The sequence below is a fragment of the Paenibacillus sp. FSL H7-0943 genome (assembly GCF_037963265.1).
GTDB classification, from domain to species: Bacteria; Bacillota; Bacilli; order Paenibacillales; family Paenibacillaceae; genus Paenibacillus_AQ; species Paenibacillus_AQ odorifer.
Genome location: NZ_CP150148.1, coordinates 3,530,363 through 3,553,329, shown reverse-complemented (window position 1 = coordinate 3,553,329; position 22,967 = coordinate 3,530,363). Strand labels below are relative to the sequence as shown.

General features: G+C 42.1%; 20 protein-coding genes. 2 read left to right on the top strand and 18 right to left on the bottom strand.

Annotated elements, in window-relative coordinates; genetic code table 11:
- Nucleotides 1–38: 38 nt before the first annotated feature.
- Entirely contained in the window at nt 39–1,304 is a 1,266-nt protein-coding gene (locus NSQ55_RS15485) for a YncE family protein (RefSeq protein WP_339167883.1), read from the bottom strand.
- A 444-nt stretch (nt 1,305–1,748) separates the two neighbouring features.
- On the opposite strand from NSQ55_RS15485, the gene NSQ55_RS15480 reads away from it, so the two are divergent.
- Nucleotides 1,749–2,561, top strand: coding sequence for a class I SAM-dependent methyltransferase (locus tag NSQ55_RS15480; RefSeq protein ID WP_076130506.1), 813 nt, complete (start codon nt 1,749–1,751; stop codon nt 2,559–2,561).
- A gap of 92 nt (nt 2,562–2,653) precedes the next feature.
- Here the strand turns inward: NSQ55_RS15480 and NSQ55_RS15475 are convergent, their stop codons facing one another.
- The 13 genes from NSQ55_RS15475 to NSQ55_RS15415 form a co-directional block, all read right to left on the bottom strand.
- Nucleotides 2,654–2,845 (bottom strand): hypothetical protein, encoded by a 192-nt coding sequence (locus NSQ55_RS15475; protein ID WP_076130505.1) that lies wholly within the window; start codon nt 2,843–2,845, stop codon nt 2,654–2,656.
- A gap of 128 nt (nt 2,846–2,973) precedes the next feature.
- Nucleotides 2,974–3,237, bottom strand: a complete 264-nt coding sequence (locus NSQ55_RS15470) for a hypothetical protein (protein WP_339167879.1) — start codon at nt 3,235–3,237, stop codon at nt 2,974–2,976.
- A 157-nt stretch (nt 3,238–3,394) separates the two neighbouring features.
- The gene (locus NSQ55_RS15465) at nt 3,395–3,982 is read right to left on the bottom strand and encodes a DUF1349 domain-containing protein (RefSeq protein WP_076184931.1); all 588 of its coding nucleotides are present in this window, start codon (nt 3,980–3,982) and stop codon (nt 3,395–3,397) included.
- A 137-nt stretch (nt 3,983–4,119) separates the two neighbouring features.
- The gene (locus NSQ55_RS15460; protein WP_339167876.1) at nt 4,120–5,130 is read right to left on the bottom strand and encodes a phosphotransferase; all 1,011 of its coding nucleotides are present in this window, start codon (nt 5,128–5,130) and stop codon (nt 4,120–4,122) included.
- Between the two features lie 312 nt (nt 5,131–5,442).
- Nucleotides 5,443–6,162: a trehalose operon repressor gene (treR, locus tag NSQ55_RS15455; protein WP_036677129.1), complete on the bottom strand. Its 720-nt coding sequence runs from the start codon at nt 6,160–6,162 to the stop codon at nt 5,443–5,445.
- Nucleotides 6,163–6,326: 164 nt separating this feature from the next.
- Nucleotides 6,327–8,297: a PTS system trehalose-specific EIIBC component gene (treP, locus tag NSQ55_RS15450; protein WP_076130501.1), complete on the bottom strand. Its 1,971-nt coding sequence runs from the start codon at nt 8,295–8,297 to the stop codon at nt 6,327–6,329.
- A 50-nt stretch (nt 8,298–8,347) separates the two neighbouring features.
- On the bottom strand, nt 8,348–10,090 hold the full coding sequence (gene treC, locus NSQ55_RS15445) for an alpha,alpha-phosphotrehalase (protein ID WP_339174529.1): 1,743 nt from the start codon (nt 10,088–10,090) through the stop codon (nt 8,348–8,350).
- 346 nt (nt 10,091–10,436) lie between these two features.
- Nucleotides 10,437–11,624, bottom strand: coding sequence for a phosphopentomutase (gene deoB, locus NSQ55_RS15440; RefSeq protein WP_339167874.1), 1,188 nt, complete (start codon nt 11,622–11,624; stop codon nt 10,437–10,439).
- A gap of 20 nt (nt 11,625–11,644) precedes the next feature.
- Nucleotides 11,645–12,826, bottom strand: a complete 1,182-nt coding sequence (locus NSQ55_RS15435) for a NupC/NupG family nucleoside CNT transporter (protein WP_339167873.1) — start codon at nt 12,824–12,826, stop codon at nt 11,645–11,647.
- A 15-nt stretch (nt 12,827–12,841) separates the two neighbouring features.
- Nucleotides 12,842–14,146, bottom strand: coding sequence for a purine/pyrimidine permease (locus NSQ55_RS15430; RefSeq protein ID WP_339167871.1), 1,305 nt, complete (start codon nt 14,144–14,146; stop codon nt 12,842–12,844).
- Between the two features lie 47 nt (nt 14,147–14,193).
- The gene (deoD, locus tag NSQ55_RS15425) at nt 14,194–14,901 is read right to left on the bottom strand and encodes a purine-nucleoside phosphorylase (RefSeq protein WP_076130497.1); all 708 of its coding nucleotides are present in this window, start codon (nt 14,899–14,901) and stop codon (nt 14,194–14,196) included.
- A 161-nt stretch (nt 14,902–15,062) separates the two neighbouring features.
- The gene (locus NSQ55_RS15420) at nt 15,063–16,496 is read right to left on the bottom strand and encodes a helix-turn-helix domain-containing protein (RefSeq protein ID WP_339167869.1); all 1,434 of its coding nucleotides are present in this window, start codon (nt 16,494–16,496) and stop codon (nt 15,063–15,065) included.
- A 119-nt stretch (nt 16,497–16,615) separates the two neighbouring features.
- The gene (locus NSQ55_RS15415) at nt 16,616–17,167 is read right to left on the bottom strand and encodes a biotin transporter BioY (protein WP_339167868.1); all 552 of its coding nucleotides are present in this window, start codon (nt 17,165–17,167) and stop codon (nt 16,616–16,618) included.
- Nucleotides 17,168–17,412: 245 nt separating this feature from the next.
- Between NSQ55_RS15415 and NSQ55_RS15410 the strand changes: the two genes are divergently transcribed.
- The gene (locus tag NSQ55_RS15410) at nt 17,413–18,390 is read left to right on the top strand and encodes a biotin--[acetyl-CoA-carboxylase] ligase (RefSeq protein WP_339167867.1); all 978 of its coding nucleotides are present in this window, start codon (nt 17,413–17,415) and stop codon (nt 18,388–18,390) included.
- Between the two features lie 129 nt (nt 18,391–18,519).
- Here NSQ55_RS15410 and NSQ55_RS15405 read toward each other — a convergent pair whose 3' ends face one another.
- The 4 genes from NSQ55_RS15405 to NSQ55_RS15390 all read right to left on the bottom strand — a co-directional run bounded on the left by NSQ55_RS15405 (nt 18,520) and on the right by NSQ55_RS15390 (nt 22,825).
- Nucleotides 18,520–19,872 (bottom strand): MATE family efflux transporter, encoded by a 1,353-nt coding sequence (locus NSQ55_RS15405; RefSeq protein WP_076130493.1) that lies wholly within the window; start codon nt 19,870–19,872, stop codon nt 18,520–18,522.
- A gap of 234 nt (nt 19,873–20,106) precedes the next feature.
- Entirely contained in the window at nt 20,107–20,790 is a 684-nt protein-coding gene (locus tag NSQ55_RS15400) for a MarR family transcriptional regulator (protein WP_339167864.1), read from the bottom strand.
- Nucleotides 20,791–21,086: 296 nt separating this feature from the next.
- Nucleotides 21,087–21,869 (bottom strand): ABC transporter ATP-binding protein, encoded by a 783-nt coding sequence (locus NSQ55_RS15395; RefSeq protein ID WP_076130491.1) that lies wholly within the window; start codon nt 21,867–21,869, stop codon nt 21,087–21,089.
- Nucleotides 21,870–21,982: 113 nt separating this feature from the next.
- The gene (locus NSQ55_RS15390) at nt 21,983–22,825 is read right to left on the bottom strand and encodes an AraC family transcriptional regulator (RefSeq protein ID WP_339167862.1); all 843 of its coding nucleotides are present in this window, start codon (nt 22,823–22,825) and stop codon (nt 21,983–21,985) included.
- Nucleotides 22,826–22,967: the final 142 nt, after the last annotated feature.

The following is a 22,967-nucleotide window of genomic DNA, read 5'->3' as shown; positions in this document are numbered from 1 at the left end:
CAGAATTTAGAGTGTACTAAATTCTTTGTCCTTGCTTCCTACGGATTGACACCGACTGAGAACGGACGTGCACCTACAGGAATAACACTAATCACAGTCTGGGTAACCCCATCAATGACCGATACCGTGTTATCATCCTGATTGGTGATATAGATGCGGTTGGTCAATGGATTAACTCCTGCACCATTAGGATTATTCCCGACCGGAATGGTAGTAATCACCGTATTCGTTAATCCGCCAATCACCGACACATTGTCGTCATCCCGGTTTGGCACATAGATGGCATTGGTTGATATGTTCACTCCCAATTCAGCCGGAGTCGTTCCTACAGGCAAGTTAGTTATCACAGTATTGCTGGCTCCATCAATGACTGAAACGGTGTTACTGGTAAAGTTCGAGACATAAATCCGGTTCGTTAAGGGATCAACGCCCACCCGAAATGGATTAACCTGAACGGGAATCTGCGTAATAACCATATTCGTAGACCCGTCAATGACGGTAACAATATCCGAGTTGAATTCAGCTACATAAATAGTATTGGTTAAGGAATTCACGCCGATCCCCGTTGGAAAAGGAGAACCGCCGGCGGGAATAATGGTAGTCACCACTGTGTTGGTTAATCCGTCAATGACAGTAACACTATTATCATTAAAGTTAGCAACATAGATAGCATTGGTAGCAGTATTGACCGCGACAGCACCTGCTCCATCCCAGGCAGGAATGGTAGCCAGCACCGTATTGGTCGCTCCGTCGATAGCGGATACGTTGTCGCTGTTCAAATTAGCAACATAAATACGATTAGTTAACGGGTTTATGGCTACTCCCGCAGGATTCACACCTACAGGGATGACTACTATCACCGCACCTGTTGCCCCGTTGATCACAGAAACATCATTGCTATTGAAATTGGAAACATAAATGCGGTTAACGGAGCCTGTGGCTCCCCCATTTTCAGTTCCCAGCAGCTCAGATGATACAAGCCGGTGGGCGGTAACCAGCTCCCCGTCTGTATTTTTGCCCCACATGGAAATTTCCGTCTGTAATTCTGCAAGACCTTCCGTTGTAAAGACAAACTCATAGGCATCCAGATTGGCAAAGTAATTTCTTGTAATCACCTCGTCTGGAGAAATAGTAACAAGCTCGCTTACATACAAGGTCCTTGTGAGGGTTAAATTGTACCCTTGGATCAGAATTGCGGACTGATTTAACGCATCCCGATTATCAATCTTGACCGTCACCTGTTCAGTAGGTCTGAAACCGCTCACAGCGCTATTATCAATAGGTCCTGATGATAGAATGGCCATTCTAGTGAATCCTCCCTTAATTAAAGATTTAATATAAACTACCAGTCTCTCTTTAATGTATGTAAGAACTGTAGTCGGGATTGGACTATACAATAGCTAGAATTAAATTATAGCTTGACTGCCTATTTATCTAGGAAAGGTGTGTGCGAGTCCAGTTGCATGCCTAGAGCAGCATGAAAAACTGATCCTTCTCGTAAATTAAAATATCGTAACATTCATACTTATTCTGGCTCCCCCTGCGAGAGATAAACAGAAATTCATGCTTTATTTCACAATTGGAAATTTTAGCGGGAAATTTTGGATGGATATGTTCATGGGAAAATGGTAGATTATTCTATGGTTAATCCCTCAGCTTGTTCGTGTTCGATATATGTTATTGGGATTACGCGCAAGTCGGGAGATATGTTTAGGCTTATATAATCTATATTTGGGGCGGGTGTCTGCATGGACAAAAATTCTGGTTATAGAACAAACGTTATAGGCGCTGGTGAGGTTGGCGTCGCCATCTCGGTCGATATGGATACGAATACTATTCATGAAACAAACAGCTTATTTTGGGATACAAAAGGAAATGAAGTTTTAGGAGCTACTGCACTTCCTCTTTATGGAGCATTTGTATCGGAAGAACAATGCCAACTTTTTGGTGATGTCTCAGGGAAAAAGTTGCTGGAGATAGGCTGTGGAAGCGGTCAATCTTTGCAATATCTGGGGGAACGCAATGCATCTGAACTATGGGGTACGGATATAGCAGAGAACCAAATCGAAAAGACTAGGCAACTTTTGACGGAGCACGGTCTTTCAGCAAAATTGATCTGCTCACCTATGGAAGAAGAATGTGGCCTGCCAGAGGATTATTTTGACTTTGTATATTCGGTTTATGCCATAGGCTGGACAACTGACCTTGAGGGTACTTTTAGCCGGATTGCTTCTTACCTTAAAAAAGATGGATCATTTATTTTCAGCTGGTCTCACCCTATACACAAATGTGTTGTTGCAGAAAATGATATGCTTGTTTTTAAAAAATGTTATTTCGATGAATCTTGGTATTCAGTATCTCTTGATGAAAGTACGCTAACTTTATCGGATCGTAAATTATCAACTTATGTGAATGCGCTATCTAAAGCTGGATTTGTTATTGAGCAAATGATTGAGCAATCTGATGATGAACTTATGCAGTCGCGGGACGATAAAAGCGATTTTGCAAAAAAAGCAAAGATGCTTCCTGTAACTTTTGTAATTAAAGCAAGAAAACTCTAGCATTTGATACCTATTGAACAACCTTACAACGTAAAAATTATTTTTCTAAGCCGATCCAGAAAAGGATCGGCTTATTTGATAGCTTTTTAAGATCAATCTTGTCTGTTCTCAACAGATTTCATGCGGTTTTGATCATCTGGCACTCGGTCATTACTGAATTCCTGGCCTGCTTCTGCTTCACCATGACCGGAAGCACTTCGGGCAAAATTTGTGAACTGCCTCTTCTGCTCATCCAGCTTGTGTTTACTTTTAAGAAGCTCCTGCGGATCTTGATTTGTCATCATTATCACCTCGCAAAATAGATTCATGCTGTTTATTCGCACTACATAAGTTTTCCATAATAGGGCGGTGCTTATGCAAGATAAAAAAACTCCTGCTCACCATAAGCAGAAGTTTCTTAATGAAGTTCTAGTTAACGAAAAATATCAATTATTTTATACAAAACAAGGTATTCCAAAACAACAATCCCACCGCAAATGAGTATAAAAAACTGAAGCCTTGCCGTATTCATTCTATCCTTCCAATACTCTCCCCGGAATAATGAAATGATGTTAGGTGTAAAAGTATGCCTAATCGATTCGCTATAATCATCTTTATTCACGAAGAACACGCGAAATAAAAATTTATATACTGGAATATTTAAGAACAGTAATAAAATGATCATCACAAGACTCAATGTCCTCGCCTCCCAAGATCCAATTATCCTAATTTTACCACATGGATAACTATAGAAATCGCAAACTGATGACAACTTTATAACCGCTCCATTAAAAAAAGACCTTCCTTTTAGGAAGGCCCTTTTGAGTAATATTCACTTTCAGCTGCGTAAACGACTATTTATGCTCCAACCACTTACACTCTGTAATTTCCATTTCGGTAAAAACACCTTTAAATGAAGAATTCTCTGGGCTACAAGCATATAAGCCAAAATTTATTTCCTCATTCCCTTCAAACAAATGAAAAATACGCATCTGTTCAAATATAGTCCCGTCCAAAGAGCTTTCAATACAGAAATCACTTTCGCGTCGACTTAGTCTATAATACATAGTTTTAATGTTTGCATCGATATCAGTTGTTGCCCAATCTGAATATCCATGATTTGTAACCACACTTCCAAGTCTTTGGAATTCCTCATTTTCATATTCTACCGATGCCTTGAACCAATTATCACTGTCCTGATAGATGACTATCCCACACTGCTCGTATCTATGTGTACTATCATAATCTGTTCTTACTATAAATGAAAAATACTTCTCAGCAGTTTTCATTAACAGTGCAGGTGAATTATCATTTCTAAAACCATAATAGGTTCGTTGCCAAAAATCTGTATTCGGCATCGTTACAAATTCAATCCTGTTTTCTGTAATAGAATAATCATTGATTGGATTTATCCAAAAAAGCTGTTCTTTATCAAAGTTCATTGCTCTACTCCTCACTTTTTATAAAGTTTTGTCAACCATTTTCATTGCTAAGATTCCAAATACAATTTAAATAGTTTTCAGCAGTTCATCCTAATAATACCATTTGAAAAATATAACGCACTACATTTTCTAATCTTTTATTTTGAAGTATCCAGAGAATTAAATAAAAAGGTTGTCCCGTTTACATACGCTCTCAAAATTGCTTGAGCATATGGCTGCTCTTCAATCAAACCCTCGGTCTCTAGCGGATTCTCTGCATGAAAGCTATAGGCTTCGATTATTGCCATGACTAAGAAGCACTCTAGCTTCATTATATATTCATTTTCCAGCTTCCTGATTCTCTGATATCCTTCGACGAAATAAGCTCTCTGTGTTGGGTATAATCCCATAATAGCCTGAGCTATATCGTAAAGATGATAGCCGAAGCCACATCTGCCAAAATCGATAGGATACGGTTCATTATCCCGAAAAATGACATTTCCATTATGTAAGTCCGCGTGGATCATCCCATAATTTTGTTCATGTCTTGTGAACGTTTCGAGACATGTTGCCACTTTAGTGGCGGCTGCGGAATATAACTTAAAACCCTCATCCGATATGAAATGTTTGCGATGTAGACTTAGGTGATCCCAGTCCCGTTTAAAGCTCAGTACACCCCAAGAAGGACGAGTAAAACCGCTGGAAGGACTAAAATCAGAGCTGGTCTCATGAAGCTTTGCCATCAATGATCCTGTTTTACGGATGCCCTCCTCCGTTAGTTCGCTTTTGTCTACATGCTTTCCCTCGACCCATCGCATTAAGCTCGAATAAAACCGTTGTCCGTCACACACCGATGTTTCCGTAATAAAGGCCCCTTCACGATTGATTACAGCTTCGGGCAAGAGGAGGCCCTTGCTCTTCAAAGCGAACAACCACTCAATTTCTGAAATGGTTCCTTCGCGTTGTTTGTTATCCGGGTGAATGCGGAGCAAGAACTGTTCCCCCACATCGCTTACAATGCGGAAGGTGACATGTTCGGATACTTGAATGAAGTGAATGGAATTCCAGTCTATTTCATATTCCTGTAAAGCATGAAACGTCGCTTGTTTTACTTGCCTCAGAGTTCGGTGTCGGTTCTCCTCAGTATTGATCCGAAAGCCATTATTCATTGCTTATCTCCTTTGTCTACCATACTTCCATCATTTTAACAGTCTAGACGGATAGCTGTAATGATAAAGAATGAATATGAAAAGAGTTTTCTCTTTTTGACTCACCTATAAAAATAGGGAATTCATTGCCACTTAGGCATGAAATTCCCTACTCTTCAAATCTAATAAGATTCTTCTACAAGCGAAATTGCAACAGGTTCTGCTGGCCCTCATTGTTCGCTCCCCATATCCAAACGTTTCCATCGCTTTTCAGAGCCATGCTATGCAAGGCACCAGCGGATACACTGATAACTGGGACACCCTCGGATCAGCTTATCGCCTCACCCTTCGAGCAAAATCCACGAACTGGAATTTATCCAGCCGGTGTCTAGACTCGGTATATTGGTAAAGCACCGTGTTCTCCAAATACACATAGTTTCGTACTACTACAATATGCGTAAAATTCTTCAAATCGAGCAGTCTATGATCCTCCTCGGTAGAAGGCTCAACGGATATCAGCTTCTTCGCATAACTGATCTTAAGACCCAATTCCAGCTCCAGATATTCATAGATTGAGCCTTCCGCGATTTCCTCACTCAGAAAGGAAACAATATCCGCACGAAAATAATCCTTATCCAAAATGATCCGTTCACCTTCAATTTCCCTGGCGCGAACAACCTTCCAAATCAGAGTTTCAGGTGGAATCTGCAGATGTCTTGCGATTGCGGAGCCTGCCGGCTCTTGTATCGTCCGCTCTACCAGTGTCCGTGAGGCAGTACCCAGGGTATCGGCCATCTCTTTAAATGAAATCAAACCGGTAACAGGGAAATCCATTCTGGTCATGTCAAGCACAAAGGAGCCTCTGCCCTTAATTTTGTGAATATATCCTTCACGGAAAAGTAGATTCAGCGCTTTGCGCACGGTCTCTCGTGAAGTGGCGTAAGCTTCGGCGAGTTCACTTTCGGAAGGCAGCTTGGTTCCCGGCAGCAGTTGTCCAGAATGGATTTGGTTGCTGTATTCATTATAAATTTGCAAATATTTATTTTCTCTCAATTTTGATCACCGCCCTTTATTGTATCACGTCATGCCTTTGGAAGCATCGATTCAATTGGAGGGGAATTTATAGCGTTGAACATATAAATTCTTATATTTATAGAAAAACAGCCCCCAAGGGGCTGTCTTTCTAAAGTATAAAGTCTTTGCCATTATAGCCTTTATCAACCCTTGAGATGAATAGTCAAGATGCTTGTTTGTTTGGCCGTAGCTGGTCCGGTCTTCTCCTCAATCTTCTCGACCATCTCCTGACCTGCAGGAATGATGATTGGAGTAATCACCGGATAACCTGCTGCGCGGATAGCTTCCATATCAAATTCTAGTAGAAGCTCTCCTGCTTGCACCTTATCACCAATATTCTTCAGGCTGGTAAAACCGCTACCTTTAAGCGCCACCGTGTTAATTCCAACGTGGATTAATACCTGAACACCGCTGGCATGCTCCAGTATAAGCGCATGTTTGCTCTTAATCACATGGGCTACTGTAGCATCAAAGGGAGCATATACTTTCCCCTCAGAAGGTTCGATTGCAATTCCCTCACCCATTTGCTTTTCAGCAAAGGCAGGATCGGGCACCTGTTCCAGCGATACTGCAGTTCCACTAAGCGGTGAGACAAGCTCCAGAATATTAACTGATTCCTGTGACCCTTGAACTGAATGACGGCTGCTCAATTCCTCTGGTTCGCTCGTAGTACTAGAAGCCTCTGTAGCTGTGTTCTTTTCGGAACGACCCACTACAGAACGTCCGTACAATACCGTGGCGGCAAATGGCACAACGAGAACAATAACCATGCCAATAAAGAAAACGCCCCACTGATTCGGGAAAATAGAAAGGAAACCGGGAATTCCCCCTACGCCAATGGATGAAGCTCGAACCTGGTTAACGGTAAGGAGCATACCGGCAATTGCAGAGCCGATCATCCCGAAGATGAAAGGATAGCGATAGCGGATATTCACCCCAAAGATTGCCGGCTCAGTCACGCCGAGGAATGCAGAGACGGAAGATGTAGCCGCCAAACCTTTTGCCTTTTGTTCTCTAACAACGAACATCATCGCCAGTGCCGCAGCGCCTTGCGCAATATTGGAGAGCGCCAGCATCGGCCAGAGGAAAGTGCCTCCCTCACTGCCGATGAGCTGAACATCGACTGCCAAGAAAGTATGATGCATCCCAGTGATGACCAGAAGTGCATAGAATCCACCATAGATCAAACCACCAAGGAGCGCAAAATGATCAAATACATAGATCAAACCCGAGGTGATAGCATTGGCAATGGCGAACGTAACGGGTCCGATAATGGTGAAGGCCAGAAAACCTGTAACCAGCAGGGTCACTGGAGCAACGACCAGTAGTTTAATGGAATCAAGCACCCGGCGGTTGAGGAACTTCTCCAGTCTAGCCAGAATATAGGCCGAAACCAGTACAGGCAATACTTGCCCCTGATAACCGATCTTCTCCAAATGCCAGCCGAACAAATTCCAGGTCGGAACGGTTCCCTCAGTTGAAGCACTTGCATAACTGTAGGCACTTAATAGATCCGGATGTACGAGAATGAGACCCAGCACGATTCCGAGCAGAGGACTGCCCCCGAAACGTGTAACAGCTGCCCAACCGATAAGGGCTGGTAAAAAGGTGAAGGCTGTGCTGGCAATCGTGTTAATAATCGCAGCAATGTCTTTCCATGCAGGATAGACATCTACCAATGACTTACTATCAAAAAAGATACCAGGTCCGGTCAAAATATTATTAATCCCAAGCAGCAAACCTGCGGTTACGATGGCCGGAAGAATCGGAATAAAAATATCAGCCAGTGTTTTGATCGCCCGCTGCAATGGATTCTGTTTCCGTGCTGCCGCTGATTTCACGTCATCCTTGGAAGAGCGGGCACCACCAGTGATTTGAATCATTTCATCGTATACTTTATCTACAGTTCCTGGTCCGATAACGATCTGGAACTGCCCTTGCGTAGAGAATTGTCCTTTTACGAGTTCGTTACGGTCCAGGGCTTCCGAATCCACCTTGCTCTCGTCATACAGCGAGAATCTCAGCCGGGTTACACAATGCGTCGCAACCTCAATATTCTCCTTGCCCCCAACCGCCCGTACAATATCTTCAACATTTTTGCGGTCTATAGCCATATCTTCACTCCTTACAAAATTGATGTGTGCTCCTTCTCAAGTACACCTCGTTAGCGGACTAACCACATGTAGGAAGCATAAGGACTAAGCTGAAGCTCTTGTGTTAATGATGGTGCATCTGCTGTATTCCCAATCAGAAGCTCGTCCTTACCACTTGGCGACAATTCAGTCCAGTGATTGTCTTTAAAGCGGAAAGAGATCTCTTTACTGCTGAAGTTCGAGACCACAACAAGTGTCTCTCCATCTCCTGTTCTGGCGTAAGCGAAGACTTCAGGATGACCTTCATCGAGTCTCTTAAAAATACCATCTATGAATACTCCATACTCCTTGCGTAGTGCAATCAGTTTGCGGTAATGGTGGAAGATGGAATCAGGGTTTTCCAGTTCCTTCTGCACATTGATGTCTGGATACCGCTCATCTACCTTCAACCATGGAGTACCAGTGGTAAATCCGGCATTCCGGCTGTCATCCCACTGCATCGGCGTACGTGAATTGTCCCGCGAACGTTCTTGGAGAATGCTGAGAGCAACCTCCGGGCTTTTCCCCTGTTCACACAGAATGCGGTACATATTTAGTGACTCAATGTCGCGGAACTCATCGATGCTTTTCCATACCGGATTCGGCATACCGATTTCTTCCCCTTGATATACATAAGGTGTTCCCTGAAGGCCATGCAGAGTTGTCGCGAGCAGCTTGGCGCTTTCCACACGGTAGACCTTATCATCAGTGAATCTAGAAAGAGCACGCGGTTGATCATGATTGTTAAAAAATAGTGCGTTCCAGCCTCTGCCTTTCTGCATTCCGGTCTGCCACTGCGCGAACAACCGTTTCATTGCCTCGAAATCATAAGGCATCAGTTCCCACTTCTGTCCATTCGGATAGTCGACTTTTAAATGATGAAAATTGAAGGTCATGGAAAATTCCCGCTCTTCGGGACTTGAGTACCGGATACAATGCTCCAGTGTAGTTGAGGACATCTCTCCTACAGTCACCATCTCAAACGGACCAAACACCTCTTCATACATTGATTTGATGTATGCATGGACCTGTGGACCGTCAGTATAGAATTTACGTCCATCCCCCGGTGGAACACTCCCGTCATCGTTAGGGAAGCGCTGATCTTTGGAGATTAAATTAATTACATCCATGCGGAAGCCGTCGACACCCTTTTTAGCCCAGAATAACATCATATCATTCACTGCTCTACGTACCTTCTCATTCTCCCAGTTCAGATCCGCTTGGGTTTTATCGAAGAGAGTAAGATAATATTGTCCCGACGCTTCGTCGAACTGCCAGGCAGGCCCACCGAACTTCGACTGCCAGTTGTTGGGTAAGCCGCCGTCCGGAGCCGGGTCCTTCCAGATATAGTAATCACGGAAAGGATTGTTCCTGCTTGAAATGGACTGTTTGAACCACTCATGTTCAGTCGAGGTATGGTTAACCACGATATCGATCATTAGCTTCATTTCGCGTCTATGCAGTTCCTGTATTAGCTCGTCAAAATCCTCCATCGTACCGAAATCCGGGTTAATATTTTCATAATCTGCTACATCGTAACCGTTATCATGTTGCGGCGAAACATAAACCGGCTGTAACCAGACAATATCGATTCCAAGCTTCTGCAAATAATCTAATTTCTCAATAAGTCCTTTAATATCTCCTGTTCCGTTGCCTGTAGTGTCCTTAAAGCTCTTCGGGTACACCTGATACACCGTGGAGCGGCGCCACCATTCCGAATACTGGGACTGACTCAAGTTGAACACCTCCAAAAAGAATTCCTTTATTTCAACCATTAAACCTGTATATACAAGTTCAAACACTTCACACAGTTTAAACCTGTATATACAGGTTGTCAATACTATTACTATCGAAGGAGTGGCATGAGTAGAAACTAGATTATTTATAACGTTGTATTAGAATGCGATTCATCGAAAAAAGGGTTAACGACAGGTGGCTCTAAATTTACCCCCTTTAATAATTGATTATTACCCTAGTATTTGATCCGTAATAACAAAAAAAGCCGCTTTCTCGGCAGCTTTTTAGATACAAAGATATGTAGATAAAAAACAAACAGGATACCTTTTACTAATACAAGTTAGGTATCCTGTTTCTATTCAAAGTGTCTATTCAAATTATAGTTTATTTAAGCACCTGTAGGAGGCTCTTACCAAATTGGGGCATGGTCACAACAAAGTTATCAGCAACTGTTGCTCCAATATCCGAAAAAGTCCTCGATATAGGCAGCTCCCCTTGTCGATTGAAACTCTTACTGTAGAGGAGTAAAGGAACATATTCACGGGTGTGATCCGTGCCCGCATGAATGGGATCATTCCCATGGTCTGCCGTAATTATAAGAAGATCATCTTCACATAGCTCCGCTAGAACTTCATGTAATCGATCATCAAATTCTTCTAGCGCTTTCCCATACCCGATCGGATCTCTACGATGGCCATAAAGTGCATCAAAATCGACAAGATTCAAGAAACTAAGTCCTGTAAAATCAGTATGAAGGGTCTCCATGAGTTTATCCATGCCATCCATGTTAGACACTGTTCTGAAAGACTTGGTGACACCTTCCCCATCGTATATATCTGAGATCTTGCCAATCGCTAGTACATCGAACCCGGCATCCTTGAGCTCATTCATCACGGTTCTTCCATACGGCTTCAAGGCATAATCATGACGGTTCGATGTTCTTTTGAAATTTCCGGGCTGCCCGAGGAATGGTCTAGCAATCACTCTTCCTAGCATGTACTCCTCACGTAAAGTAATCTCTCTGGCAATCTCACAGATTTGATACAGTTCTTCCAAAGGAATAACCTCTTCATGAGCCGCAATCTGAATCACGGAATCTGCAGAAGTATAGACAATGAGTGCACCTGTGTTCATATGCTCTTGTCCAAGCTCATCGAGAATAGCTGTACCACTAGCGGGTTTATTCCCAATCACCTTTCGTCCTGTTCCTTCTTCTAATTCATTAATTAATTCATAAGGAAACCCTTCAGGAAACACTTTGAAAGGAACATCAATTCGTAGGCCCATGATCTCCCAGTGACCTGTCATCGTATCCTTTCCATTAGAAGCTTCCTGCATTTTGGTCCAATAAGCTAAAGGGTGCTCTACGTTGGGAACTCCGGGTATTGGGTCAATATGACTTAACCCTAGCTTGGATAACGCAGGAACATGTAGCCCATTCATTTTTTCTGCAATGTGCCGTAATGTATGTGATCCTGCATCCCCAAACTTTTCAGCATCTGGAGCTTCACCAATGCCTACAGAGTCCATAACGATGACGAAAATCCGCTTAAACCGGGGTGTTTGTTTCATGTTAATACTCCTTGCATCAACTAGAATATGATACCGATAACCAAAGCTGATAAAACGCTTACAAGTGTGGCGCCAAATAACAGCTTTAATCCAAAGCGTGCGACGATATTCCCTTGTTTTTCATTCAATCCCTTCACTGCACCCACAATGGTACCAATCGACCCAAAGTTAGCAAATGAGATTAGAAAAACGGAGACAATGGCTGTGGTACGGCCACTTAAACCTTCTTGAATCTTAACAAAGTCAAGCATAGCAACGAATTCATTCGCAACAAGCTTTGTCGCCATAATACTACCGGCCTCAACAGCTTCATGCCATGGCACACCGATAAGAAAGGCGATGGGTGCAAAGACGTAGCCTAACACTCCTTGGAACGAGATTCCGAATATGCCACTGAAGACCCCGTTAATTAAAGCAATGATTCCCACAAAACCAACTAACATTACCCCAACTACTATGGCTACTTTAAAGCCATCCATAATATATTCGCCCAGCATTTCAAAAAACGTTTGTTTTTCTTCTACCTGAACTTCAACAATATCTTCTTCAGGTGTAACTTCATACGGATTAATGATGGATGAAATGATAAATCCGCCAAATAGGTTTAATATCAATGCAGCTACTACATACCGAGGTTCTAGCATCGTCATATAGGAACCAACGATTGACATGGATACCGTAGACATTGCAGACGCACATAATGTATACAAGCGATGTTTTGGCAATAGTCCAAGCTGGTTTTTCACCGAAATAAATACTTCATTTTGTCCGACAATTGCGGCTGCAACTGCATTATAAGATTCCAATTTACCCATGCCATTTATTTTACTTAGCACCAAACCAATATACTTTATAATGAATGGCAGTATTTTGTAATGTTGCAAAATCCCTATCAATGCTGACATAAAAACAATGGGCATCAAAACATAAAGGAAAAATGTATGCGCCCCTTCATTTGCAATGCCGCCAAACACAAAGTCAGTACCTTCATTGGCGTATCCAAGTAATTTTGCAAAACTATCAGCAAACCCTTTAATCAAAAATTCTCCAATGCTCGTTTTTAGGATAATTAATCCCAAACCTATCTGAATAGCAATCATTACAATGATTGGACGATATTTGATCTTTTTCTTATTGTTACTTCCTAGCCATGCCAGTAATAGAACAATAACCAGACCAGCAATAGAAATTAGATAATGCATTTTTAGCCCTCCAAATTATCGGTTAATTTTCTTGGAATCCTCATATCGAAATGCATCTTTCCACATTAACCCTTGTTCCAAAATAATCGCTAACAGGCTTCCGCATATTAATCCATTATTTAAAATGGCTATCACAATCGGAGATAAATGGGCCGTAGCTGATGCAGGAATAAACATTAAACCTACACCCACTAAAAGGGAAAGCCCACTGACAATAAATGTTCGCTCTTCATGAATAACCTTTTTCAATTCCTTTAGCGCTAGTCCGACCATCTTCACAAAAATGACGAAGGTAACAGAATAGCCTATGGGAGCTGGAATCGCAGATATGAAATTCATCATAGGCGGAAACAAGGATATTGAGATCACTAAGCTGCAGCCTATTAAAAATGATTTGCGCTCCCTCATCCCTGTTTGCTCAACATATCCCGCCGCTCCCGAAATAGGGACTGAGCCGACCGCTCCTAAACCACCACTAATAAGATGCGTAATTCCAGAAGTAAACCCGGCGCGCAAATAACGACGATGATCCCCTTGCTTTGGTTTCATAACGGTCTCCATCAAACGGATGGATGCCACTGCATTGGTTATTAATAATAGGGTTAGTAAAAATGCAGTAGTAATTGTCCCGGCATCGAATCGGGGTGTTCCAAATGGGAATATTTCCGGCAGCTTAAATAGAGTATCCGCACGAGAAACCGCCGGCATACTACCGCAGATTATAAATAATAGGCAGCCTATCACTATACTGAGAATTATTGAAAACTGGCTTAGTAATACAAAGCGGCTGTTGCCTAACCAAAAGGTAATGCAGACCACGATCACACTAAGGATGAATACTTTAACATCTAACATGGTGTGGGCTATGGTAATCCCCATCATCCCTTTCATAAAAGATCCACTTAATTGAAAGATCAATAAAAGTAAATAAATAAAGGTGATGGTTGGAGTAAAAAGACGAGCGATTTTATCCATTAGCTTAAATGCTGAAATTAGGATAAACAACACTCCGCTAATGATCATCGCTCCACTTAAAGACTGTAAAGCGCCGTTGTTAGAGGAATAGAGTCCCCCCACTAAACTCGCGTAAATGGTAAAAATGCTCCACCATAACCCTGCTGGACCTTCATGAATAGGGAATTTATGACCCATTAGGCCTTGTAAAAATCCAGCTATTGCTAAAGTAATCATGGTGCTCTGAATGAGTCCAGAAGTCTCTATGGGTGTTAAGTTATATAAATCTGCGATAGCAATGGGTGCAGCAATTGCACCAGCGATCATAAAAATCATCCACTGCAATCCTGACAGTATTACCTTCATTTCTTTCTCACTCTCTTTTCTAACAACACTGCACTCTTATCAATAAATCAGCCTTCAACGACTGTGTTAAGAGCTACTTCGACCATTTCATAAAAGGATTGTTCACTTTCTTTATGAGTTAGGTGCTCCTGTCTTAACAATTGACTGCCGACGGTCAAAATCGATAACGCTTTTACACCATATTTAGCGGCTAAAGTGTATAGGGCGGTACTTTCCATTTCTACAGCTAATACACCGAAATCCATGAACTTATGAAGCCGATCTAAATTTTCACGATAGAATTCATCAGAATTATAGATGTTACCAACAAACACCTTTGCATTTTTAGCTTGTGCTTGTTGATATGCTTTCATTAGCAATGAGAAATCTGCCGTTGGTGCAAAATTACAGCCATGAAAGATCTTTTCCGTCATATTACTGTCTGAAGATACTGCTTGGGCTAATATAATATCGCGGATATTGATATCTTCCTGCATCGCGCCACATGTACCAATGCGAATCAATTTCTTAACTTCATAATCGACGATCAATTCTGTTGCATAGATACTCATCGATGGATTTCCCATCCCTGTCCCCTGAACCGACACAGGCACACCCTTGTATAATCCAGTGTATCCATACATCCCTCTTACTTCGTTATAACAATAAGCCTCCTCTAAAAAGTGTTCTGCCACAAACTTTGCACGTAAGGGATCTCCTGGGAGCAAAACGAGCTCTGCTATTTCTCCCTTATTTGCACCTAAATGCCTACTCATAGTTTTTCCTCCAACTTTTAATAGTAAACTGAGGTTTACCGAAATCGCTTTCCACTTGCCTTCAAGTAAAATCAGTTTCGAAACTAGATTGAGCATAAGGTTTTTTAACATTACAAACTAGACCAAAAACTTACGGAGCTTACGGAAAATAATTGGTCAAATTATAAAAGCAGTTCTTTACGAATGTTGTCTAAATCTCTTTTAGAGGGGATCGTGGAAATAATAACAACAGGCACTGTCGTTAATCCAACCGGGATATTACTAATGACAAGATCGATATTATTTTGCTGCATGATCTCGTCGGTCAAGCCTTTCATTATGGAAGTATTAAGGATCAACTGATCCCCAATCTCCTTCTTTATCAAATCTGCTATGTAATGACGAATTGAAAATTCTTCCCCGATCACTAAAAAGGCCCTCTTACTTTTATAACGTAAACTCGAGCGGACAATTAAGGTTAGCTTTGTTAAATGAAAATGATTAAACAAAACGGAAGGGTAAGTTTTATTCCACGTTTGCATACAGGTTTGCAATTCTTGATAAATCTGCTGGCATTCCTTTTGAACATATGTTGTTAAATGACTTGTTGAAATCATCATCCATTCAGGAATGGCATTTTCGATTAATAGCTTGTCAAAGAACCCGTAAATCTCCAAAATAAACCGTTCTTGCATATCTAAGTTCGGGTATACCTTTGCTAATAACATTAGAAGCAGATTCCCCATTTGATATTCTTCTTTATCCTTGTGTAATTCGACTTCTTTCATCGGAGTGATCTCTGACCCTTCATAATAATGATATTGGCTGAGACTAACCATGGATTGCATAAAGAATATTTCACTGTTTGGAAATTCAAGGGACAGCTTGTCCTCAAGACGTTTTGCAATAGTTTTCACTGGGAAATAAAACATCCCCTTTTCCCAAGGGTAAGCATTTTCGTCGATTTTCACACATTTTCCTTTAGCCACTCTTTCTATAACAATGGCCAACAAAAACGATAATCTCCTTTTGGAATTGATAAAATATACAATGTTATTCTCATTTTCTATATTTGTGATTAACTGATTAATATAAGCAAAATCAACATTCGCAAAGGGCCAGCCTGTAAACTCATACGCATCACAATATAACTTCCAATAAAAATATCGAATATTCATTTCATTCCCTTTGATCATGGGGGTAGAAAAACTAATGCGTAGCTTATAAGCTTTTAGATCATCATTATTTAATTGCACAATCAATTTCTTTAAAGATGAGGTACTCATAAACATGGCTTCGGAGAGCTCCTCCACAGACAGTCGACCCACATTCGTAAACAAAAAATCCATTAGCCGATAAAAGATGGTTTGTCTGAACATAGAAGAAATCACTTCACTAATCGTACTTCGCCCATCACGTTGAAGAACTATTCCCTTTCCTCTAGAAACCTCAATGGTTACAGTAGATGGTAATTGCTTGCTGATTTCCTCCACCATCTTCCGGATGGTCTTATCAGAGATCCCTAAACTTTTTTCGATTTCCGCTAAGGTAAACCATCTATATTCTGTATCAAGCAGCGTTAATAGTTGACTAGCTAAATTAAATCCCTTATCCATTTTTCTACACCCACTTCAATTTCGTTTTAATTTTTATAGTATAAACAAATTCGCAACCATAACCCTATTATTTTTCAATAAAAAAACCCGGGTTTTATTTACCCGAGTTTCACATCACATTATATTTGTGTTTTTTCTTCTATAGGGCTTATTGCTTTCAACTGCATCGTTATGACGGCTGCAATAACGGCTTTGATGATGTCTCCCGGAAGAAAGGCCAACGCTCCGACAAGACCAACCCAGATCGAAGTATTGGTTATCAATGCCATGACAGGGGCACCAATCAGACTCACTAGTAATACACCGAAGATTATGTTGATAGCTACCAGCTTCCAAGTTCGAACCTTCGGCCAGATTTTTTCGGAATACCAGCCAATAAGGCCGGCCGCGATTGGAAAACTAAATATGTATCCTGCAGAAGGTCCAACTAACACCGCGATTCCGCCGCGACCGCCAGTCAGTACAGGCAGCCCAATGGCTACTAGTATGATGAAAATAATGAGACTGAGGGCGCCCATCCGTTTCCCCAGAAAACATCCAGCCAACATGACGCCAAGCGTCTGGGCAGTGATCGGAACGGGGATGAAGCCGAGGGGGATGGGCGGTATCATCCCCAACACCGCGATAAGTGCTGCGAATAATGCAGCATAAATAAGTTCTTTTGTCTTCAAAAAAATGACCTCCATTGGATATCAATGATTGTATTCTGGTTAGTAAATACGTCCAGTAAGCTGAATTATAATGGAGATATTCTTTATTGTAAACCATAAATTAATATATGGTTTACAATAGAATGAAATACCATGCTTGAGTTTTTCATATTGTTATATAGAATTAGAGTATCAGTCGCAATCGTTGGATGTTAATCTATCAATGGGTTTTGGTCGGAGAGTTATACTTTTGGAGGTTTAAGTTCATGACAGTAAAAGAACATATTCTTGCCTTGCTCGACAGTAATAAGGGTGAATATTTTTCCGGCGAGGAAATAGCCGTTCAGTTATCCGTGACGCGCAGCGCGGTCTGGAAAGCCATAAAATCTTTACAGACAGACGGTTATTCCATACAAGCTGTAACCAATAAAGGATATTCCATGTCACCACAAACGGATATCTTATCAACCAGTGCAATTTCAAAGTACCTGGATACTCAGGGGCAAAAGTTACGTGTTGAAGTCTTTAAGACCATATCTTCCACGAATGAAGCCGTAAAAAACCTTGCCTCAAATGGAGAAGCTGAAGGTAAAGTGATTCTTTCGGAAGAACAAACAGCTGGTCGCGGGCGAATGGGCCGGAAATTTTTTTCTCCACCTGGAACGGGTATCTATATGAGCATCCTGCTGCGTCCCAAGCTGTCCGCAACAGACTCAGCTTTATTGACCACTTGCGCCGCTGTAGCTGTAGCCCTTTCTATCGAGAGCGTATCCGGTAAAGAAACGCAGATTAAATGGGTAAATGACGTTTTTATGGAAGGTAAAAAAGTATGCGGGATCCTTACCGAAGCATCCGTGTCACTGGAAAACGGCTGGCTTGATTATGCTGTTCTCGGCATCGGTATCAATGTAGCCCTCCCTTCCGAAGGCTTTCCCAATGATCTTACCGAGATTGCGACAACTGTAATTTCCGAAAACAATCCTTATGGTGATCTCCGCAACCGTCTCGTTGCAGAAGTACTAAACCATTTCATGAGATATTATGAGCATTTAACGGACAGATTGTTTCTTTCCGAATACAAAAAAAGGTTAATTTCACTTGGCGAACCTGTGACCGTGATAAAGGATAATAAACAACGTAAAGCAACAGCCATTGATATCGATGACGATTGCCATCTGAAAGTCAGATATGAGAATGGTGACGAGGAATATCTTTCAAGTGGAGAAGTCAGCATTAAAATTTAACTGGAGCTTCGCCTCCAAAGCAGCTAGTGCTGCCTCATGGCAGGCTGCTTCATCATACGAGCCAAAAAAACCTTGCTGATCCAAGGTTTTTTTAGATGAACTTAAAATATCAACTTAAAGCTTAGGATTCTACTGTACTAAAGTATCTAAATCAGGCTGCAATTTGTTCCGCAGAACATACAGCATGATGGCACCCACAAGGAACGCAACAGCATCTGAAATGACGAGCGACCAGACTACTCCGTGGAAACCGTTCATTCGATTAGCGATATACAATACTGGAATCAGAGTAACACCTTGAATAATTGACATAATAAAGGCGGCGGTTCCTTGTGCTGTCGCTTGGAAGATCCCCGTAAACAACGCGGTCGTTCCTGAAATGAACAGGGATAAGAACGTTACATGAAGAATATAGCTGCCCAGTTCAATTAATTGCGGGTCATTCGTAAATAAACCGATTAAGTGGTCGGAAATCAGATATACAATAATGCCGAACACGGCTGCTAATGCCACAGTCACTTTGATTGTGAATGTAATGGTATGCTTCATGCGTAATTTATTGGCTGTAAAAGAGAAGGCAATCAGCGGCACGACTCCCTCACATAAGCCCATCAGAATAACCTCTGGAAATTGTAATAATCGTGATGAAATTCCGAAGGCCGCAATGGCCTGCTCCCCATATTCGACCAGAAAACGGTTAAAGATAAGTGACATTGCACCCATGAAGAGACTCATAACAAAAACGGGTACTCCAATTTTAAATACATTGCTGAGAATGTCTTTGGAAGCTTTGAACCATTTTACAGAGATGGTTAAGAATTGGCTCTTATATCCCATGTGGAAGGCGTAGAATGCACTTGCAACCAAGTTAGAAATGACTGTAGCAGATGCAACCCCGATCACGTCCCAATGGAAGACGAAAATGACTAGCGCATCGAGAATAATATTCACAACAACACTGAGAAGCATGCCGATCATCGAAGTGATCGCTGCCCCCTCCGAGCGCACGATATTCTCCAGCGTGAAGAATAGAACGACGAAAGGTGAACCAATAAGCATAATCGTGACATAGTCCTTCGTGAACCCGAAGGAGTCAGGCGTCGCTCCCAAGCCATGAACGATTGAATCGATCAACGGGATGCCGGCAGCCATCAAAATAAGACCGAGAGCTAAACTGCTGTAAAAGGCGAATGAAGACACATGCTTTACATCATCATATTTTTTCTCTCCCAGCAAACGGGAGATGAATGCACTGCTACCGATACCAATCAAGTTACCTAGCGCCATAATGGCGGCGAATAACGGTAAAGTTAGTGCGAGTGCGGTTAACATCGCAGTATTGCCCAGTGTACCAAGGAAATAGGCATTCAAAATGGAGTATATGACACTCATCGACATGCCTAGCATCATCGGTACTGCGAAGTGAGCTACGGCTTTTGCGACAGGTGCTTTTTCAAAGTAATGGAGGTTTTCTGCATCCATAAGGTTCACCACTATCTTTCTTTATTTTGTTTTTTGAAATTACTTAGAATTCTAACTATCGGTCCAATATGATCCGTGACGCAGCAACAAGCAAACCTGTACCCTAACGACGAGTTTTCAGATTTGGCGTACGAAATTTGACTATTCTTCAGTTTCACATTACGCTGCCTTTGCCGTTCATCTTTCTCTGGTGGAAAGGCAGCGCCTCAGCTACTGTTTGCTAAAAGACTTTAATTACTTATCGTCTGGGTCATGTGACTTGTCAGGTGACGAATTACTGTCATCGCTGGAAGGCCAGCCGAATCCGCGCATGTCACCACGCCCTTCTCCGCCAAATCCAGGGAACCTTCCGCTAAAGCGTTCGTCCCTAGAATTTCCCCACATTCTGTGCATTTGTCCGCGCATAGCCATCATTTTTTCAAATTCCTCTGTTCCCATACGCGCCTTGGCAGCTTCCATCCACATAGCCATCAAATCACGTTCTCCGTCCGATCCAAGTTCTTCCTCCAAAGCTGTAATGACGCGAGTTAGGTAATCCCCGAAAGCTATCTGCTCTTCTGGCGATAAGCGAGAAAATATGTTGCCGCTGTCTATCTCTTGTTTCTCTTCCTCTTGTCCTTTTTGCGTTAGGTAAATCAACATGATACGTTTGTCTGTTTCTGAGGGTTTACGGGTGATGTATTCTGCTTTCTCCAGTTTACCAAGCAATTCATTGAGGGATGATACACGGATGTCCAACATATAGGATAAGTCTTTGGTGCTGATACCGTCTTTCATCCGAAGAAACGCTAATATCCTCCCTTGCCCACGTGATGCGTCGGCCATAGGACCAACCGCGGCATGAGACTTCAAGTGTTGCCTTTGCAACAGCCATTGCAGTTTCGCGAGTTTTTCGTACAATTCAGTATTCATGTCCATAATGAATCCTCCATTAAGTTTTTACGGTACCTGTTTAACTTTATAACGGTACCTGTTGATTTGTATTATAACGGTACCTGTTAGATATGTCAAAATGTTTTTTTACAGGTACCGTTAATATATTGTTTGACTGTTTATGGACGTGGCTTATAAGCTTGCAAACAAATACAAAACCCGCGCATTGCGCGGGTTATTTTAAAATTATATTGTGATTAGTTTTCATTTTTTATATCTGCAAGCAATCCTTCAAACCACTTCAGAGCGGTTTGCTCGCCTATTCGATGTGCCTTGATATTCTACTTATCACCGGCAAGTGTAAGCCACTTGCGGTTATGATGTTCCTGTACTTCAACGGGGGTATCGAAGAAATCACTCAAAACATCTGACTGCAAGCAGTTTACTGTCTCGTCACCTTTGTAGATTTCACCGTTCTTTACCAGCAGCGTGTGCGTGAAGCATGGTGTTATCTCCTCGATATGATGGGTTACATACAGCAAGGTTGGTCCACCAGGTTGCTTTGTTATCTTCTCGATCATCTGCAGCAGCTGTTCACGTGCAAAAATATCTAGTCCCGTGCACGGCTCATCAAGGATTAGTAGATCTGGATTGGCCATTAGTGCGCGTGCAATGAGGACTTTCTGACGCTGTCCTTGCGACAAGGTATCATATGTACGACCAGCCAAAGAAGAGCAGTCTAGAAACTCCATTAACTCCTCGGCTTGCTTTTGATCCTCTTCATTCGTCTTATCATACAGACCAATCGTCGCGAATTTTCCGCTTAGGACGATGTTCAGGGCAGTCTGATGGCCGTACAGTTTCTGCTGCAAGGAGGTGCTTACCCAACCGATTCGTTTGCGTAGCTCTCTCAAATCCACATCGCCAAAGCGATGGTCCAGCACTTCGACTTGTCCTGTTGTCGGCCAGATATAGCCGTTCACGACGTTTAGCATCGTCGTTTTTCCTGATCCATTCAGACCGACGATACACCAGTGTTGTCCCTGCTTCACTTCCCAATTCATATCGCGTAAGATCATTGTCGTATCACGTTGCCATGATACATTTTTGAGTGATATAATCATGCCCAATTTTCCCTCCGTAAACATGCTTCAATGAGTTCAATATTATCATGGTAAAGTCCTTCCCGTAAAAAAACATAAACGCAAGATTTTCTCGCCAGCGGTTCTACGGACAATTAATCTTTGATTCTCTGTTTGTTTCGGTATACTGTCGGAGGGATCCCGTTAAGCTGTTTAAAAATCTTACTGAAATGATATTCTTCGTAGTACCCGCATAATTTGGCGATTTCCTTAACTGGATAATTGGTAAAAACCAGATAACGACAAGCTTGCTGGTTCTGTAAGTGCATATGGTATTCCTTTGGCCCCATCCCCGTAAATTTCAGGAACATCTTCCGCAAGTAAGATGGCGAAATGCCGTATTTCTCCGCCAATTTCTCAATCCGGTGATGATCCTTATAGTCGTTCTCGAGAGTTTTCTTGATCTGTTCGAAGGCGGCGAAAGCTCCAGACTCCATCAGATTCCAGTCCGGTTGTACGGTCTGGTGCAGCATATGCAGTAGGATCTGCATTTTAGCCCGGGATACAGCTATGCCATCGGTTAGTCCGGGCAGCCAGTCCTGGTGAATCCCCCAGACCAGCTGGCTAATTTCCTCAGCTTGCTGTTGGTTATATTGGCTTAAGAAGGGAAGTCTCAGTTTTACGATTGGCTTGACTTCCTTCCATACCGCATCATAACCAAGCTCTGCACAATCGAAGAGCAACATCGTTATGCGAAGTGGAGCATCCATCTGCGAGCGCATGGACAGTTTAAGGCCTGGTTTTAAATAGATTAGCATTCCAGCCTCTACTTTGTGCTCAACATTGGTCAGGAAAACCCCTTTACCTTCATGAATCCAGTACAAGCTGTGCACATTTACCATGTTACGGATGTCCTCCCAGCCGGGATAAGTAGCTTTGTCGAGTACAAAATGGATATGCACTGTGAGGTCATTCAGCTTGTAATCATTTTCTTCCAATTAATAATCCCCTCCTGCTGCTAAAAGAGCGATTTAAACAAGACGGTAACGTTTTTTTCTATTCAATGCTTAAACTCCAAATGTTACTATCCATATTATCAAGATGTCTGAAATTCACAATACATTACAGGAAATAAAGGAG